This is a genomic window from Stakelama marina, assembly GCF_018122655.1.
Classification (GTDB): Bacteria; Pseudomonadota; Alphaproteobacteria; order Sphingomonadales; family Sphingomonadaceae; genus Sphingomonas; species Sphingomonas marina.
In genome coordinates this window covers 307,257-322,589 of sequence record NZ_JAGRQC010000002.1, presented here as the reverse complement: position 1 = coordinate 322,589, position 15,333 = coordinate 307,257, and the positions used below count along the sequence as shown (strand labels likewise).

At 64.9% G+C, this 15,333-nt stretch carries 15 protein-coding genes; 9 read left to right on the top strand and 6 right to left on the bottom strand.

Annotated features, from left to right (window positions below; genetic code table 11):
• Positions 1–16 precede the first annotated feature (16 nt).
• The gene (locus tag J7S20_RS08055) at positions 17–316 is read right to left on the bottom strand and encodes a CC_3452 family protein (protein ID WP_284053726.1); all 300 of its coding nucleotides are present in this window, start codon (positions 314–316) and stop codon (positions 17–19) included.
• A 138-nt stretch (positions 317–454) separates the two neighbouring features.
• Between J7S20_RS08055 and J7S20_RS08050 the strand changes: the two genes are divergently transcribed.
• The gene (locus J7S20_RS08050; protein ID WP_284053725.1) at positions 455–937 is read left to right on the top strand and encodes a winged helix-turn-helix transcriptional regulator; all 483 of its coding nucleotides are present in this window, start codon (positions 455–457) and stop codon (positions 935–937) included.
• Here J7S20_RS08050 and J7S20_RS08045 read toward each other — a convergent pair whose 3' ends face one another.
• Positions 938–1,219: a DUF2061 domain-containing protein gene (locus tag J7S20_RS08045; protein WP_284053724.1), complete on the bottom strand. Its 282-nt coding sequence runs from the start codon at positions 1,217–1,219 to the stop codon at positions 938–940.
• Positions 1,220–1,244: 25 nt separating this feature from the next.
• The gene (locus J7S20_RS08040) at positions 1,245–2,453 is read right to left on the bottom strand and encodes an LL-diaminopimelate aminotransferase (RefSeq protein WP_284053723.1); all 1,209 of its coding nucleotides are present in this window, start codon (positions 2,451–2,453) and stop codon (positions 1,245–1,247) included.
• An 85-nt stretch (positions 2,454–2,538) separates the two neighbouring features.
• On the opposite strand from J7S20_RS08040, the gene J7S20_RS08035 reads away from it, so the two are divergent.
• From J7S20_RS08035 to clpS, 3 genes are all read left to right on the top strand, one after another.
• Entirely contained in the window at positions 2,539–4,281 is a 1,743-nt protein-coding gene (locus J7S20_RS08035) for a PHA/PHB synthase family protein (protein WP_284053722.1), read from the top strand.
• Between the two features lie 121 nt (positions 4,282–4,402).
• On the top strand, positions 4,403–5,176 hold the full coding sequence (locus J7S20_RS08030; protein ID WP_284053721.1) for a phasin family protein: 774 nt from the start codon (positions 4,403–4,405) through the stop codon (positions 5,174–5,176).
• A 181-nt stretch (positions 5,177–5,357) separates the two neighbouring features.
• Positions 5,358–5,693: an ATP-dependent Clp protease adapter ClpS gene (clpS, locus tag J7S20_RS08025; RefSeq protein WP_284054042.1), complete on the top strand. Its 336-nt coding sequence runs from the start codon at positions 5,358–5,360 to the stop codon at positions 5,691–5,693.
• 6 nt (positions 5,694–5,699) lie between these two features.
• On the opposite strand, the gene J7S20_RS08020 is transcribed toward clpS, so the two are convergent.
• Complete coding sequence (locus tag J7S20_RS08020) at positions 5,700–6,440, bottom strand: Crp/Fnr family transcriptional regulator (RefSeq protein ID WP_284053720.1); 741 nt, start codon at positions 6,438–6,440, stop codon at positions 5,700–5,702.
• 131 nt (positions 6,441–6,571) lie between these two features.
• Between J7S20_RS08020 and murA the strand changes: the two genes are divergently transcribed.
• On the top strand, positions 6,572–7,855 hold the full coding sequence (murA, locus tag J7S20_RS08015) for a UDP-N-acetylglucosamine 1-carboxyvinyltransferase (protein WP_284053719.1): 1,284 nt from the start codon (positions 6,572–6,574) through the stop codon (positions 7,853–7,855).
• 6 nt (positions 7,856–7,861) lie between these two features.
• Here the strand turns inward: murA and hutC are convergent, their stop codons facing one another.
• Positions 7,862–8,560 carry a histidine utilization transcriptional repressor HutC gene (gene hutC, locus J7S20_RS08010; protein WP_284053718.1) on the bottom strand — a complete coding sequence of 233 codons (699 nt, stop codon included), beginning with the start codon at positions 8,558–8,560 and terminating at the stop codon, positions 7,862–7,864.
• Positions 8,557–9,915 (bottom strand): formimidoylglutamate deiminase, encoded by a 1,359-nt coding sequence (locus J7S20_RS08005; protein WP_284053717.1) that lies wholly within the window; start codon positions 9,913–9,915, stop codon positions 8,557–8,559. Before J7S20_RS08005 ends, hutC begins: the two co-directional genes overlap by 4 nt.
• 199 nt (positions 9,916–10,114) lie before the next feature.
• On the opposite strand from J7S20_RS08005, the gene hutI reads away from it, so the two are divergent.
• Genes hutI through hutU form a run of 4 tightly spaced genes read left to right on the top strand, consistent with a single transcriptional unit; the run spans position 10,115 to position 15,328 of the window.
• Positions 10,115–11,338 carry an imidazolonepropionase gene (hutI, locus tag J7S20_RS08000; RefSeq protein WP_284053716.1) on the top strand — a complete coding sequence of 408 codons (1,224 nt, stop codon included), beginning with the start codon at positions 10,115–10,117 and terminating at the stop codon, positions 11,336–11,338.
• Positions 11,335–12,861, top strand: a complete 1,527-nt coding sequence (hutH, locus tag J7S20_RS07995; protein ID WP_284053715.1) for a histidine ammonia-lyase — start codon at positions 11,335–11,337, stop codon at positions 12,859–12,861. Before hutI ends, hutH begins: the two co-directional genes overlap by 4 nt.
• A complete protein-coding gene (gene hutG / locus J7S20_RS07990; protein WP_284053714.1) occupies positions 12,858–13,664 on the top strand; it encodes an N-formylglutamate deformylase in 807 nt (268 codons plus the stop codon). The genes hutH and hutG overlap by 4 nt, the downstream gene beginning before the upstream one ends.
• Positions 13,661–15,328, top strand: a complete 1,668-nt coding sequence (gene hutU / locus J7S20_RS07985) for a urocanate hydratase (RefSeq protein ID WP_284053713.1) — start codon at positions 13,661–13,663, stop codon at positions 15,326–15,328. The genes hutG and hutU overlap by 4 nt, the downstream gene beginning before the upstream one ends.
• Positions 15,329–15,333 lie beyond the last annotated feature (5 nt).

The following is a 15,333-nucleotide window of genomic DNA, read 5'->3' as shown; positions in this document are numbered from 1 at the left end:
CTTGCGTCGCTGCCGATCAGCGGGCGCGTGCGTTGCACTTCGCCAACGCCTTGGCGTCGAGCGGGCTGCCCTCGGCGGTGAACTCGGTCAGCTTGCCGACATGCTTCACGATGCGCTCGCACATCACTTCTGGGCGCGACCGGCCGCTGCCGGCGACGCAGGCGTCATCGGTGCATTTCCACAGCGTGTCGCGGGTCACATAGCTCGTCCGCTCGGGTTGCGCGGCGGGAACGGCGCGATATTGCGCTGCGCTGGCAATGGCGGGGCTGGCAAGCAGCGCGGTGGCGGTCAGGGCGGCGGTGACTAGGCTTCGCATAATGGACTCCCGGGAGAAGGTTGAGTTTCGAATCGCCACCTATAATGCGCCAAACACAGTTTCAAGTAGAAACTGGTGCTGCGGTGCAAAATTTCTTTTCCTTTGGTGTTTCGCCGCTTTGGAGTAGATTCGGCGTTCATGGGTCAGCTTCGCGAAAATCTGAAAGCGGTAGAATGCAGCCTGCCTGCCGCGCTGGAGGCGATGGGCGAGCGCTGGTCGTTCCTAATCCTGCGCGCCGCATTCAACGGACTGCATCATTTCGAGGAGTTTCAGTCCGAACTCGGCATCGCCCGGAACATCCTCGCCAACCGGCTTGCCAGGCTGGTGGGGCACGGCATTCTCGAACGGCACTCGCTGCCGGAGGATCGGCGCAAGATCGAATATCGCCTTACCGAAAAGGGTTATGCGCTGCTGCCGACCATGGTTGCGCTTCGCCAATGGGGCGAACGCTGGGAAACCGGAGTCCCGGCGAGCCCTATTCTGGTCGATGCTCGCGATCGCAAGCCCATCGCGCAAGTGAAGGTGCGGGCGCATGATGGCCGCGTGCTCGAAAAGCAGGATCTGGTCTGGGCGCTGCCCGAGGACGTGCTCGACGACAAGGCTGCCGAAGCCGCCGAATAGCTAGTTCGCGGGCGTCTCGCTCGCCGCTGCTTCGGGATCGGCGGGAACGTCATTTTCCCCGTTCTGCCCCATGCCTTCGGGCATGATGTGTCCCCAGTGCACCAGCGCCCAGATGCGCTCATGAAAATAGAAGAGCAGAATCTTGGTGAACACCTCGGTCCCCGCGATCGACACCGCGATCGTGGGGTTGCCGCTGAACAGCCAGCTGAGCACGAACGTGTCGATGCTGCCGAGGATGCGCCACGACACGGCCTTGACCATCGAGCGCGGATGGCTTTCCACCCCTCTGAAAACGAACATCGTCCGGTCAGCCCGTCTTCGTGCCGGGCATGTTCACGCCCATGCTCGCGAGATATTTCTTCACGTTGCGCGCCGCCTGGCGCAATCGCTGCTCGTTTTCGACCATGGCGATGCGGACATATCCCTCCCCTTCTTCGCCATAGCCGACGCCCGGCGCTACGGCGACCTTGGCGTGGGTCAGCAACTGCTTGGAAAATTCCAGGCTGCCGAGATGCGCCAGTGCCGGCGGCAGCGGCGCCCAGGCGAACATGCTCGCCGGTGGCGGCGGAATATCCCAGCCTGCGCGGCCAAAGCTTTCGACCATCACGTCGCGCCGCTTGTGGTACATTTCGCGATTGGCGGCGACGCTGTCCTGCGGTCCGTTCAGCGCTGCGCAGGCGGCTGCCTGGATCGGCGTGAAGGCGCCGTAATCGAGATAGGATTTGACCCGCGTCATCGCCGCGATCAGCCGCTTGTTGCCGACTGCGAAGCCCATTCGCCAGCCCGCCATCGAATAGGTTTTCGATAGCGAGGTGAACTCGACCGCGACGTCCTTCGCACCCTTTACCTGCAGGATCGAAGGCGTTGGCTTGCCGTCATAATAGAGCTCTGAATATGCGAGGTCGGACAGTATCCACACCTCGTTCTTGCGCGCCCAGGCGACGAGCCGTTCGTAGAATGCGAGATCGACCGTCTCCGCAGTGGGATTCGACGGATAGTTGACCACCAGCACGCTCGGCCGCGGCACGGTGTAGTACATCGCGCGGTCGAGGCTTTCGAAATAATGCTCGTCCGGCGTGGTCGGTACGCTGCGAATCGTCGCGCCGGCGATGATGAAGCCGAAGGTGTGGATCGGGTAGCTGGGATTGGGCGCCAATATGACGTCGCCCGGCGCAGTGATCGCGGTGGCGAGGCTTGCGAGCCCTTCCTTCGATCCCATTGTCACGACCACTTCGGATTCGGGGTCGAGATCGACGCCGAATCGGCGCGCATAATAGCCCGCCTGCGCGCGGCGAAGGCCGGGTATTCCCTTCGATGCCGAATATCCGTGCGCATCCGGCTTTTGCGCGACCTCGCACAGCTTGTCGATGACATGCTGGGGCGGCGGCTGGTCGGGGTTGCCCATGCCCAGGTCGATAATGTCCTCGCCCGCCGCACGCGCCGCTGCCCGCATGCCGTTGACCTCGGCGATGACATAGGGCGGCAGACGTTTGATGCGGTAAAATTCGTCGGACATACGATAACCTCCGTTACGCTGAATCGCACAGCGCGTGAGAAATCGCTATAGATTGCGTGAAGCGAGCGCCAAAGGAGAGAAAATTATGCCGGATGATAGCGCCACAATCGAACGACTGGCGACCGGCACGGCGACACTGGCTGATTTGCAGCACTGGACCTGGGTTCTTGGCCGTGCGCAGCAAATGCTGCTCGAACACGGTATCCATACGATGGAAGCGGCTGAATTGCCGGGCTGGAGCGATCCGAGCGCCTTTGCCCGGGCGAGCACCGATTTCTGGGCCGATACGATGAAGCTGTGGCAACGCTTCCTCGATCCCGCACAGGCCGAGCCCGGTGACGAGCCGCCCGAGCACGCGAGAGATCGCCGGTTCAAGGCGCCGCAATGGCGTGAGAACCCGCTGTTCGACTTTCTTCGCCAGAGCTATTTCCTGATCGCCGACCATATGCTGAAGGGCGTCGATGCGATCGAGGGTGTCGATGCGAAGCAGAAGGAACAGATCCGCTTCGCCACGCGCAATTTCATCGACGCGATGAGCCCGACCAACTTCCCGGCGACCAACCCGCAGGTGCTCGAGCGGATTATCGAGACGCGGGGCGAAAACCTGCTCAAGGGTCTCGAAAACATGCTCGCCGATATCGGCAAGGGGCAGTTGACGCATACCGACGATGCCGCGTTCGAGCTGGGTGAGAATATCGCGACGACGCCCGGCAAGGTGGTCAAGCGGACGCCGCTTTACGAACTGATCCAGTACACGCCGTCGACCAAGCAGGTGTATCAGACGCCGCTCATCATCTTCCCGCCATGGATCAACCGCTTCTACATTCTCGACCTTTCGCCGGAGAAGAGCTTCATCAAATGGGCGGTCGATCAGGGACTGACGGTGTTCGTCGTTTCCTGGAAGTCGGCCGATGCGTCGATGAAGGACGTGGTGTGGGACGATTATGTCGAGCGAGGCCAGATCGACGCGATCGACACCGTTCGCGAGATGCTGGACGTCGAATCGGTGCACACGATCGGCTATTGCGTCGCAGGGACCACGCTGGCCGCGACGCTCGCCGTCCTCGCCGCCCGGGATGAGGCGGAGAAGGTTGCCAGCGCGACCTTCTTCACCGCGCAGGTCGATTTTACCGAAGCCGGCGACCTGAACCTGTTCGTCGACGACGAGCAGATGAAGCTCGTCGATATGCTCTCGGGCGACGGATATCTCGACGGTCGGTACATGGCGGCTACGTTCAACCTGCTGCGCGGGCGCGACCTTATATGGAATTATGTCACCAACAATTATCTGCTCGGCGAGGACTATGCGCCGTTCGATCTGCTGCACTGGAATGCCGACGTCACCAACCTGCCGGCGAAATGGCATCACAGCTATCTGACCGACCTCTATCGCGACAATCTGCTTGTGAAACCGGGCGCGCTGGCGATCGGCGGCACGGCGATCGATCTCGCCAGGGTCAAGACGCCGACCTATGTCCAGGCGGGGCGCGAAGACCATATCGCACCGGCCAAGAGCGTCTGGAAGATCACCGAGTATTTCGCCGGGCCGCTGAAATTCGTCCTCGCGGGGTCGGGCCATATCGCAGGCGTGGTCAATCCGCCGGCTGCCGGGAAATACCAGTATTGGACCAATGACAAGCCGGCGGCGACGCTGGCCGAGTTCGTGGCGGGGGCAACCGAAACGAAGGGGAGCTGGTGGCCCGACTGGGTCGCGTGGATCGCCGCGCAGAGTCCTGACAAGGTCGATGCCAAGGGCGCGCGCCTACCGGGGAAGGGCAGGGTGAAGGCCATCTGCGATGCGCCGGGCGAATATGTAAGGACGCGCTGATTCTGGACGTGGCCAACCGCAACATGACGGTTATGTTGCGCTGCACAAAAACAGCTTGAAGCGGCGGGCCTGCTGGGTTATATGCTGCATCGCAGCAATAGCTATGCAGGAGGCTGATCCCATGGCCAGCAAGGGCCCGACCAACGGTTCTAAGCGCACGACCGCGCCAAAGGCCGCGACCCGACGCACTGCCGCAAAGGCCAGTTCCAAGGCGAAGGCTGCGCCGACAAAGAACGAAAAGAAGCAGGCCGAAGCTCCGAAACCTGCAGCCAAGGTCGAACAGCCGGCCAAGGCTGCCGCGAAACCGGCGCCTCAGGCCGAAGCGCCGGTGCGCCCGGTGGAGAAGCAGGCGCCCAAGGTCGCCGAAGCTGCTGCGAAGCCGGTCGAAACCGTCACCAAGCAGGCAGTCGAGGCTGAAGAAAAGACCGCCGAAACCGCACAGAAGGAAACCGAGACGATGGCTACCGCTACCGAAAAGACGATGGAAAAATCGAAGGCGATGTTCGCCGAAATGAACGATCGCGCAAAAGCCGCGATAGAAAAGAATGCCAAGATGGTCGAAGAAATGAACGACTTCGCCAAGGGCAATGTCGAGGCGATGGTCGAATCCGGCCGCATCACCGCCAAGGGCATCGAAGGCCTTGGTCAGGACGCCGTCGAATATGGCCGCAAGTCGTTCGAGAACAGCACGGCCGCGTTCAAGAACATGGCGTCGGTGAAGTCGCCGACCGACCTGTTCAAGATGCAGAGCGATTTCTTCCGCTCGTCGTTCGATTCGTTCGTGGCGGAAACCTCGAAGCAGGCAGAGGCGATGCTTAAGCTCGCCGGCGACGCGGCCCAGCCGCTTTCGAGCCGCTTCGCGGTCGCTGCCGACAAGGTGAAGTCGGCCGCCTGATTACGGCGACGACAGTAAAATACGGGGAAGGGCGGTCGTGCGAGCGGCCGCCCTTTTTCCGTTTTGCAGCGGTTCGGACCACAAATGCCGCAGAACGGTGCCGACGGCCTCTTGTCCTGCATGGCCACAATGCCATATTTTCGGTTTCGTGATGTCAGTTTATCCGCTTCAGAATATCCGCATGGCCGAAGAAGGCGATGACGAGGATGTCGGCACCGGCGACCCGTCGGTCGGTGTCGCCACGCGCACGCGCACGCGCACCAAAAAGCCGACGCCGTACCGCGTGCTGATGCTGAACGACGATTACACGCCGATGGAATTCGTCGTGCTGTGCCTTCAGCGCTTTTTCCGCATGAGCATGGAGGACGCGACGCGCGTGATGCTGCATGTGCATCAAAAGGGCGTCGGCGTGTGCGGCGTGTTCAGTTACGAGGTTGCGGAAACCAAGGTCGCGCAGGTCACCGATTTCGCGCGTGAAAACCAGCATCCGCTGCAATGCACGCTGGAAAAGGCCTGATCGGCTTCAGCGCGCGTCGGGCAACCAGCCCAGATCGAGCCCTTCATATCGGTTGACGTAATTCGCCGCACGCGCCAGCGCGGCGTCGTTGCGGATCGTGACCCGGCCATTGTCGCGCTCGATCAGGCCTTCCTCTTCCAGTTGCCGCAGCATCCGGTTGACATGGACCGAGGTCAGGCCGGTGGCGTCGCCGATTTCCTCCTGCGTCAGTCCCAGCGTGAAGCTGTCGGTAACCGACTTGTCGGTTGCCCGCATGCGATCGCGCAATTCCAGCAACAGCGCCCCGACGCGCGATTTCGCCGATACGCGACCGAGCATGGCGAGCCGATCGGTAAGCGCGACGCGCTCTATCTGACTCACGACGAGGATCAGCGCGGCCAGCCGGGGATGGATTTCGATCAGTTCGGCGAGCGCGGAGCGATCGAAAGGGCAGATTACGCAGTCCGAAAGCACGCACAGCGTCTCCGGCGCTTCGCTGTAGAGAATGCCCGGCATGCCGACCATGTCGCCAGGGAAATGGAAGCGCAGGATCTGGCGGCTGCCATTGTCGAGCAGCACATAGCTCATCATCATGCCCGCCCGCAGGATGAAGAGGTCGTTGCCGGGCTCGTTGGCGCGCTGGATCACCGCGCCGCGCCGGTGATGGCGCTCGCGTTTCTCAAGCTCGGCCAGCGCGTCGCGCTCGGCTTCGGTGAGAGCGACCAGCTGATTCAGTATTTCTGCGAAACAACTCGCCGATACGCTCACATTCGACCCCCGAATTTTCACCCGAAAGAGCAGCGAGTTGCGATCCGCGCATTAAAGTCGATTAAACCGGTGTTTATTCTTGGGCGCGCCATGCTCTTGCGCGGGCGTGCGCAAGCGATAGAAGGCTGGGGATGGACCGTATCCTAATTCGTGGCGGGAACCGCCTTTCCGGACGTATCGCGATTTCCGGCGCCAAGAACGCCGCGCTGACGCTTCTTCCCTGCGCCCTGCTGACCGACGAGCCGCTGACGCTGAGAAATCTGCCGCGGCTTGCCGATGTCGACAGCTTCGGCCATCTGCTCAACCAGTTCGGCGTGTCGACGATGATCGAAGGCGCGCGGCCGGAGGATTTCGGCCGCGTGATGACGATGCGCGCGGGCAAGCTGACCTCCACCGTCGCGCCCTATGACATCGTGCGAAAGATGCGCGCGTCGATCCTCGTGCTCGGGCCGCTGGTCGGCCGTGCCGGCGAGGCGACGGTCTCGCTTCCCGGCGGATGCGCGATCGGCAATCGCCCGATCGACCTGCACCTGAAAGCGCTAGAGGCAATGGGCGCGGAGATCGAGGTTGCAGCAGGATATGTGAAGGCGACCGCGCCGGATGGGCGCCTGCCCGGCGGGCGCTTCACCTTTCCGGTCGTATCGGTCGGGGCAACCGAGAATGCGCTCATGGCGGCGGTGCTCGCCAAGGGCACGACGGTGCTGGAAAATGCGGCGCGCGAGCCGGAGATCGTCGACCTCTGCAACCTGCTCGTCGCGATGGGCGCGTCGATCGACGGCATCGGCACCGAAACGCTGGAGATCGAGGGGCGCGATCGGCTCCACGGCGCGACCTACCGCGTGATGCCCGACCGTATCGAGGCCGGAAGCTATGCCTGCGCCGCCGCGATTACCGGCGGTTCGGTCGAACTGGTGGGCGCGGAACCCAGGGATATGCGAGCCACGACGGCTGCGCTGATCGACGCAGGGGTGACGGTCGAGGAGCGCAAGGACAGCCTCTTCATCGAGGCGGCCAACGGGCTGAAACCGCTGACGCTTTCAACATCGCCCTTTCCGGGGTTCGCGACCGACATGCAGGCGCAGTTCATGGCGATGCTGTGCCGCGCGGAGGGGGCCAGCGTGTTGACCGAAACCATCTTCGAAAATCGCTACATGCACGTTCCCGAGCTGGCGCGCATGGGCGCCGACATTTCGGTGCGCGGGCGCTCGGCCATGGTGCGTGGCTGTGCGGATCTGGTCGGCGCGCCGGTCATGGCGACCGACCTGCGCGCATCGATGAGCCTTATCATCGCGGGACTGGCGGCCGAAGGCGAGACACAGGTGAACCGCGTCTATCATCTCGATCGCGGCTATGAGCGGCTGGAGGAAAAGCTGCAGGGCGTCGGCGCGGATATCGAACGCGTCGGCGACGGCTGACGCCGCCTATGCGGCAGGACTGAATTCGGCGACGAGGTCGTACCGGTCGCCGGGAAAACACTGCCGTGCATAGGTGATTGCCGCCTCCATCCGCCACGTCCAGCGTTCGAGCTGCAGGCAGGCGCTGCCGACCCTTATCGCCAGCCGGTGCGCAAGCTCGGCATCGGCGGCAATCGCGCTGATCCGGTGGCGGCCTTGCGTCCAGGGGACGTGATCGAGCAGCCATGTGCCGGGCGCAAGCGCATCGAAATCGACCGCCTCCGCCTCCGCGACCGCTGCGAGGTCGATGAGCCGAAATTCGCCCGCAAAGGGGGTGTCGCCTGCATGATGGGTGCCGGTCAGCGCGAGCATCCTGCCTCTCGCGGCAAAGGGCGGATCGACCGCATTGCCAGCGCTTGCCTCGATCGTTCGACCGGTCAGTTCGAAGCGATAGGCCTCGCCGCGGCTGGCGAGCAGCGCGCCGATATCGGGAATTTCCAGCGCGGCCGATTCGAAATGCGGATGGGCGACGAAGGAACCGGCACGCTTGCGCCGTTCGATCAGGCCTTCGCGCGCCAGTTGCGACAGCGCCTTGTTCACCGTCGCGCGCGCGCAGCCATAATCGGCGACCAGCTCATGCTCGAAAGGAATCCGGTCGCCGGGGCGAAGCTCGCCTGCGCGGATACGCGATTCGATGTCGGAACGGATCCGTTCGGCCAGTGTCATGATGCAAGCAGTCGCACGATCGTCTCGCGATAGCGCGTCTCGATGGCGTCGCGTCGCAGGTGTCGTCCGGCGCTGACGACCTTTTCGCCGTGCCGCCATACGCAGTCGATTGCCGAGCCGCGCCCGGCGAAGATCAATCCGTCGAGCAGCGCATCCCCGCTGCGCCCGACAACGCAAAGGTCGTTCGGGTCGAACGACACGATGTCGGCGCTTCCGCCGACCGCAATACCCGGAGATATGCCGAGCGCGCGGGCACCGCCGGAAACGGCTCCGGCGAACAGTGATGCACCGGTCGAAGCCCTGTTCTGGCTAGCGAGCAGGTTGCGTCCGCGGTGCATCAGTCGCTGGCCATATTCGAGCGTGCGCAGTTCCTCGGCCGCGTCGATCAGCACATTCGAATCGCTCCCGATTCCGAACGCGCCGCCCTCTTCGATAAAGGCGTGCGCCGGGAAGATGCCGTCGCCGAGATTTGCTTCGGTGATCGGGCACAATCCGGCGACCGCGCCGCTTTTCGCCAGCGCCTGACGCTCTGCGTCGGTGATCTGCGTTGCGTGGACGAGGCACCAGCCTTCGCCCGCGCCCGCTTCGCCCAGTAGCCATTCGACTGGCCGCCTTCCGCACCAGGCGATGCAGTCGTCGACTTCCCTTTGCTGTTCGGCGGCGTGGATGTGGACCGGCTTTCCGCCCGCGAGCGGAACGATCGCGGCAAGTTCCTCCGGCGTCACCGCGCGCAGGCTGTGGGGGGCGATGCCGACGATCGGGTCGGGAAGCGCTTTGACCGCATCGCGCGAGGCGTCGACCAGGCGGGCGAAGCCGTCGACGTCGTTCAGGAAGCGCCGCTGGCCATGTCCCGGCTCGGCACCACCGAAACCGCCATACGCGTAGAAGACGGGAAGGAGCGTCAGCCCGATCCCGCTCGCTCCCGCCGCCGCGGCGATCCGCGAAGCCATCTCGGCGCGGTCGGCATAGGCCGTGCCCTCGGGATCGTGGTGCAGATAGTGAAATTCGCCGACGCGCGTCGACCCGGTTTCGAGCATCTCGACATAGGCGAGCGCCGCGATCGCCTCGACATCGTCGGGGTCCAGCCGGTCGAGGAAATGGTACATCAGGTCGCGCCAGGTCCAGAAATCGTCGTCGCCCAGCCCGCGATGCTCGGTCAGCCCCGCCATCGCGCGCTGAAAGGCGTGGCTGTGGAGGTTGGGTAGCCCGGGAATGCCGATGGCGTGGCGTTCGTCGCCGTCATCGGGGCGGACGCCCGGCTCGATCACATGGATCTTGCCGTTCGATATGCGCAGCCGGACGTCGCTTTCCCAGCGCTCGCCGATCAGCGCGGATTCGAACCACAGCACCGTCATCGTTGCACCTTCCTCCGACCGACCAGCAGACTCGCCATCCGTCACCCTGAACTCGTTTCAGGGTCCACCGATCATCCGCAGCGCAGGGTCTGCATTGGAACGTGGATGCTGAAACAGGTTCAGCATGACGGTCGTGTCCGCACCCGCCTCTTGGCGATTATGTCTAGACATAATCAGGCGCACGTCCAAGTCTGTAGACATGACGAATCCGGATACACGAAACTGCGACACGATCTGGCACAATGCCAGGCTGGCGACGCTGGCCGAGGGAGCGGACGGGCTCGGCTTGGTCGAGGACGGCATCGTTGCGAGCCGCGACGGGCGCATCGTCTATGCCGGCGCGGCAAGTGATGCGCCGCCGCTCGATGCGGACACGGCAGTCGATTGCGAGCGGCGGTGGATCACGCCCGGGCTGATCGATTGCCACACGCACCTCGTCTATGCAGGCAGCCGCGCGCGCGAGTTCGAGATGCGGCTCGAAGGCGCGTCATACGAAGAGATCGCGCGTGCCGGGGGCGGGATCGTCTCGACGATGAAGGCGGTGCGCGCGGCGAGCGAGAACGATCTGATCGACGATACGCTGCCGCGCCTCGACGCGCTGCTCGCCGAGGGCGTTACCACCATCGAGGTAAAGTCGGGCTATGGCCTGACGCGCGACGACGAGGTGAAGATGCTTCGGGCGGCCCGACGTTTGGGCGAGGCGCGCGACGTTCGCGTGCGGACGACCTTCCTCGGCGCACATGCGCTGCCGCCCGAGTTCAAGGACGATGCCGATGGCTATATCGACCTCGTCTGCGACGACATGCTGCCCGAGGTCGCGAAGGCCGGAATCGCCGACGCGGTCGATGCGTTTTGCGAGGGGATCGGCTTTTCCGCCGGGCAGACCGAGCGCGTGTTCGCCGCCGCCGCGCGGTACGATCTGCCGGTCAAGCTCCATGCCGAACAGCTTTCCAACCTCCACGGCGCGGAGCTTGCGGCAAAGCACGGCGCGCTGTCGGCCGATCACCTCGAATTTCTCGACGAGGATGGCGTCGCGGCAATGGCGAAGGCCGGCACCGTCGCGACGCTGCTCCCCGGCGCCTTCTATTTCGTGCGTGAGACGAAGCTGCCGCCGATCGACGCGTTACGCCGCGCGGGCGTGCCGATCGCGCTCGCCACCGACTGCAACCCCGGCACGTCGCCGCTGACCTCGCTGCTGATCGTGCTCAACATGGGCGCGACACTGTTCCGGCTGACGGTCGACGAATGCCTTGCCGGCGTCACGCGGAGCGCGGCGCAGGCGCTGGGGCTGCAGGACGATATCGGCACGCTCGAGCCGGGCAAGGCCTGCGACCTCGCGATCTGGGACATCGAGCACCCCGCCGAGCTTGTCTACCGCATCGGCTTCAATCCCCTTCACGCGCGCATCAGGGCAGGCAAATGAAAACACTGACGATCACCCCCGGCAAGGCGAAGCTGGCCGATTGGCAAGCGATCTATCGCGGCGCGGCGATGCGGCTCGATCCGGCATGCGGCGATGCGATTGCCGCCAGCGCTGAGGCGGTTCGCGCGATCCTTGCCAAGGGCGAGCCAGTCTACGGCATCAACACCGGCTTCGGAAAGCTGGCGAGCGTGCGGATCGGAGACGATGAACTCGAAACGCTTCAGCGCAACATCGTGCTGAGCCACGCAGCCGGTGTCGGCGAGCCGATGCCGATAGCCGTCACGCGGCTGATGCTCGCGCTGAAACTCGCGAGCCTCGCGCAGGGGGCTTCGGGCGTGCAACCGGCGACCACCGCGATGCTCGAGGCGATGCTGGCGCAGGACATGCTGCCGGTCGTCCCGGCACAGGGATCGGTCGGCGCATCGGGCGACCTTGCGCCGCTCGCGCACATGGCCGCGGCGATGATCGGCGTCGGCGAAATATGGGTCGGCGGCGAGCGTGTCGCAGCCGACAAGGCTCTTGCAAACGCGGGGCTGGAGCCGCTGACGCTCGGCCCCAAGGAAGGGCTCGCGCTGCTCAACGGCACGCAATTCTCCTGCGCCTATGCGCTTGCGGGCCTGTTCGAGACGGAGCGGCTGTTCCGCTCGGCGCTCGTCACCGGCGCGCTGTCGACCGAGGCGGCCAAGGGCTCAGACACGCCGTTCGATCACCGCATCCACACGCTGCGCGGCCAGCCGGGGCAGATCGCAACCGCCGATGCGCTGCGCGACCTGATGGCGGGCTCGGCGATCCGTGCCTCGCACCGCGAGGGCGACGAGCGCGTGCAGGACCCGTATTGCCTGCGCTGCCAGCCGCAGGTGATGGGCGCGAGCCTCGACCTGCTGCGCCAGGCGGCGCGGACGCTGGAGATCGAGGCCAATGGTGTCACCGACAATCCGCTGATCTTCGCGGGCGAGAACGAGGCGCTGTCGGGCGGCAATTTCCATGCCGAGCCGGTCGCCTTCGCCGCCGACATCATCGCGCTTGCAATCTGCGAGATCGGATCGATCGCCGAGCGCCGTATCGCGATGCTGGTCGATCCCGCGCTGTCCGGGCTGCCCGCGTTCCTGACGCCCAGGCCCGGACTCAATTCGGGCTTCATGATCCCGCAGGTCACCGCCGCCGCGCTGGTCAGCGAGAACAAGCAGCGCGCGCATCCGGCAAGCGTCGATTCGATCCCGACCTCGGCCAATCAGGAGGATCATGTGTCGATGGCGGCGCATGGCAGTCGGCGGCTGCTGGCGATGGCCGAAAACCTCGCCAATATCCTTGGCATCGAATGGCTGGCGGCGGCGCAAGGCTGCGACTTCCATGCACCGCTCTCGTCGAGCGATGTCCTGGAAGCGGCGCGCGCGACGCTGCGCGCCAGGGTGCCGACGCTCGACCATGACCGCCATTTCGCGCCCGACATGGCGGTGGCGACCGCGATGATCGTCGCGGGCGATCTGGTCGCGGACCGCGACTTGCCGGGAGTGGCGGCATGACCGACTGGCTCCATGTCCATCGCGGCTTCGCGCCGCTGATCGTCAGCGTGCCGCACGCCGGCACCGACATTCCCGATGCGATCGCCGCCCGGCTCGTCTCGCTGCCGCTCGCCCGGCGCGATGCCGACTGGTATGTCGACCGGCTCTACGCCTTCGCCCGCGACCTCGGCGCGACGATCATACGTACCGACATCTCGCGCACCGTCATCGATGTGAACCGCGATCCGAGCGGCGCCTCGCTGTATCCGGAGCAGGCCACGACGGGGCTGTGCCCGGTGACCACCTTCGACGGCGATCCGCTCTACCGCCCCGGCACCGAACCCGACGAGGCCGAGATCGCCGAGCGACGCGCGGCGTGGTTCGACCCGTACCACCTCGCCATCGCGACCGAGATCGAACGCCTGCGCGCCGAGGGGCCGGTCGCCCTGTACGAAGCGCATTCGATCCGCAGCCATGTTCCGCGCCTGTTCGACGGCGAGCTTCCGCAGTTCAACATCGGCACCAATGGCGGAACGACCTGCGACGCCGCGCTCGCCGACGCGGTCGAGCAGATCTGCGACGACAGCGGTCGCTCGCGCGTGACCGACGGGCGGTTCAAGGGCGGCTGGACCACGCGCCATTACGGCAAGCCCGGCAAGGGCGTCCACGCCATCCAGATGGAACTCGCCATGCGCGGATATGTCGATGAAGCCGACGCCAAGGATTGGCCGCCCGCCTGGGACGCCGACTATGCCGTCCCCATCCAGCAGACACTGCGCGACGTCCTCGCGGCGTGCATCCAATTCGCGAAAGGCCGCAAATGACCCGCATCGACAATGCCCGCACCATCACCGCCCCGACCGGAAGCGAGCTTTCGGCGAAGAGCTGGCTGACCGAGGCACCCTTGCGCATGCTGATGAACAATCTCGACGCGGCGGTGGCGGAAAATCCGCACGAACTTGTCGTCTATGGCGGCATCGGCCGCGCTGCGCGCGATTGGGAAAGCTATGACCGGATCGTCGCCGCGCTGCGCGATCTCGAAAGCGACCAGACGCTGCTCGTCCAGTCGGGCAAGCCGGTCGGCGTCTTCCGAACGCACGAAAACGCCCCGCGCGTGCTGATCGCCAATTCGAACCTCGTGCCCAAATGGGCCGATTGGGATCACTTCCACGAACTCGATCGCGCAGGGCTGATGATGTACGGCCAGATGACCGCCGGGTCGTGGATCTATATCGGCAGCCAGGGCATCGTGCAGGGCACGTACGAGACCTTCGTGGAGGTCGGGCGGCGTCATTATGGCGGCGACCTGTCGGGCAAGTGGATCCTGACCGCGGGGCTTGGCGGCATGGGCGGTGCGCAGCCGCTCGCCGCGACCATGGCAGGGGCGTCGTGCCTTGCGGTCGAATGCCAGCCGAGCCGGATCGAGATGCGGCTGAAGACCGGCTATCTCGACCGTCAGGCCGACACCATCGACGATGCGCTGGCGATGATCGAGAAGGCAGGCGCGAAGGGCGAGGCGGTGTCGATCGGGCTGCTCGGCAATGCCGCCGATATCTATCCTGAACTCGTCCGCCGCGGTGTGCATCCGGACGTCGTCACCGACCAGACTTCCGCGCACGATCCGGTCAACGGCTATCTGCCGCAGGGCTGGAGCCTCGACGAGTGGCGCACCAAGCGCGAGAGCGATCCCAAGGCGGTCGAAGCCGCCGCGCGCAAGTCGATGGCGGTGCAGGTCCGCGCGATGCTCGCTTTCTGGAAGGCGGGCGTGCCGACGCTCGATTACGGCAACAATATTCGCCAGGTCGCGAAGGACGAGGGCGTCGACGATGCGTTCGACTTTCCCGGATTCGTCCCCGCCTATATCCGACCGCTATTCTGCCGCGGCGTCGGCCCGTTCCGCTGGGCCGCGCTGTCGGGCGATCCGGAGGACATCTACAAGACCGACGCCAAGGTGAAGGAACTGCTTCCCGACAACCACCACCTTCACAACTGGCTCGACATGGCGCGCGAGCGCATCCGCTTTCAGGGGCTGCCCGCTCGCATCTGCTGGGTCGGGCTTGGCGACCGCGACCGGCTGGGCCTCGCGTTCAACGAGATGGTGGCGTCGGGCGAGTTGAAGGGGCCGGTGGTGATCGGCCGCGATCATCTCGACTCTGGGTCGGTCGCGAGTCCCAATCGCGAGACCGAGGCGATGAAGGACGGCAGCGACGCCGTCAGCGACTGGCCGCTGCTCAACGCGCTGCTCAACACCGCGAGCGGGGCGACCTGGGTGTCGCTCCACCATGGCGGCGGCGTCGGCATGGGCTATTCGCAGCATTCGGGCATGGTGATCGTTGCCGATGGCACCCCCGAAGCCGCCGAGCGGCTGAAGCGTGTGCTGTGGAACGATCCGGCGACGGGCGTCATGCGCCACGCCGATGCCGGCTACGACATCGCCATCGACTGCGCGCGCGAAAAGGGGCTCGATCTGCCGGGCATCACCGACTGAGCGAG